Source organism: Aminobacter sp. P4_H6_2, from assembly GCF_056400805.1.
Genome location: NZ_JBFUKO010000823.1, coordinates 1 through 2013 on the forward strand (window position 1 = coordinate 1; position 2013 = coordinate 2013).

General features: G+C 63.7%; 1 protein-coding gene. It reads right to left on the reverse strand.

The genetic code is table 11. From position 1 onward, the window contains the following. Positions 1–81 precede the first annotated feature (81 nt). Positions 82–1932: an aminopeptidase P family protein gene (locus tag AC1DUU_RS30585; RefSeq protein ID WP_476787066.1), complete on the reverse strand. Its 1851-nt coding sequence runs from the start codon at positions 1930–1932 to the stop codon at positions 82–84. Between the last annotated feature and the right edge of the window lie 81 nt (positions 1933–2013).

The following is a 2013-nucleotide window of genomic DNA, read 5'->3' on the forward strand; positions in this document are numbered from 1 at the left end:
CATTGAACGCGTGGTCAAACATCGATACATGACGAGAAGGAGCAAGCGGATTTATGATCCCGCCGCTCCATAGTCTGAACTTCAAGCTTCCTGTTCAAGCGGCACTCGCGTCCGCTTGCCATCGCCGGCGGGCCTGTCCTGCCGGCGTTCCGCGATGGTGCGGGTTTGCTCGATCAGGAAAGGCAGCGTTTCCGGCTGCACCAGGTCGGCGAGCGTGTCCCTGACACGGTCATGGTAGTCGTCGAGCCAGCGCACCTCGTCCAGGCTCAGCCGTTTCAGGTCGGCCATCGCAAGATCGATGGGGACGAGGGTGAGCGAGGCAAAGCGGCAGAAACGGGCTCCGTCGGCGACCACCTCGACCTGGTTTTCGACGCGCATGCCGAAGGCGCCTTCGCGGTAATAGCCTGGCTCGATCGTCATAATGTTGCCTGGCACGAGGCCGTACAGGTTCGGTCTCTTGTCCAGTCGGTGCGGACCCTCATGCAACAGCAGATTGTGGCCGACTCCATGGCCGGTGCCATGGTCATAGTCCAGACCCGCATCCCAAAGCGCGCGCCGCGCGAACGCGTCGATCTGATGGCCTTGCGTCCCTATCGGGAAACGGACCGAAACCAGCGACAAGAACCCTTTCAGAACGGCCGTGTAGGCCACTCGCATGTCGCTACTCGGTTCGCCGAACATTAGTGTCCGCGTCAGGTCGGTGGTGGCGGTCAGATATTGCCCGCCTGAATCGATCAGGTAGGGCGCCTGGCCGTCGATGGCGGCATTGGTCGACGGCTTCGCCGCATAGTGGCACATCGCGGCGTTGGCGCCGGCCGCGGAGATGGTGCGGAAGCTTGGTTCCAGGAAACCTTGCCGTCCTCTGCGGAAGGCCAGCAGTTGCGCTTCCGCCTCCAGTTCGGTCAGCGGGCTGACCGCATGCTGCCGTCGGCTGGCCTCCTTTGTCACCCACGCCAGGAAATCGGTCATCGCCACGCCGTCCTCGACATGGCTATTGCGATAGCCCTCGAGTTCGGCCTCGGTTTTGGCCGCCTTCGCCAGCGTAACTGGGCTGGTCTGCGCGGCAACGCGGCCGCCGCCGGCCAAAACCCGGGCGCGCAGCGCGTGCGGCGCGAAATCCGCATCGATCATCGCTGTTCTCGTTGCCGAAATCTCGGCGATCCGTTCGAGGAAGCGTTGCGGCGAGGCTAGCCGCACATCGGCGATTTCGTAGGCGCTCGGGTCGTTGCCGAGCTTGCGGCTGTCGACAAACCATTCGACCGCTCCGTCGGCGCCAAGCGCGAGGAACGAGTGTGGCACCGGATTCATCTCGACATCCGAGCCGCGCACATTGAGCAGCCAGGCGATGTTGTCGGGCAGCGTCTCGATCAGCCAGTCGGCCCCCATCTCGCGCAGTTGCCCGGCGATGCGCCGGCGCTTGTCGATGGAGGTCTCGCCGGTGGCTTCCACCGGCATTGCACGGATCTTGCCGAGCGGCGCCGGCGGCCGGTCGTCCCATATCGCGTCGAATGGATCGCGATCGAGCTGGACAATCGATGCGCAGCGCCCGGTCAACGCCGCCTCCAGCCTGTCATGCAGAATGAAGGTGGTTTTCATGCCATCGACGCCGATGCGCCAGCCTGGCTGGGCCGCCTCCCCAAACCACTGGTCGATCGGCTGGTCGCGAAGATGGCGCAGTTCGAAGGCATCGAGATCGACTTCGCCTCGAGCCTGGATCTGGTAGCGTCCGTCGACAAAGAGCAGCGCTTTGTCGCGCAGGATCAGCGCCAGCCCGGCAGAACCGGTGAAGCCTGTGATGAAGGCGAGGCAAGTGTCATGCGGGGCGGTGATCCCGCTCTGATACGCGTCGTTACGAGGCACGATGAGCCCGTCCAGGCCGGCATTCGCCATCCAGTTGCGCAAGCGGCCGAGGCGGTCCGTCATTTCATTCATTGTCGATGTCATGAGTGTGATTTCGCTGTTGCGTCCTATGCGACCGTCCGCGGCCCGCCCTTGTCTCGAACCATGTCGACC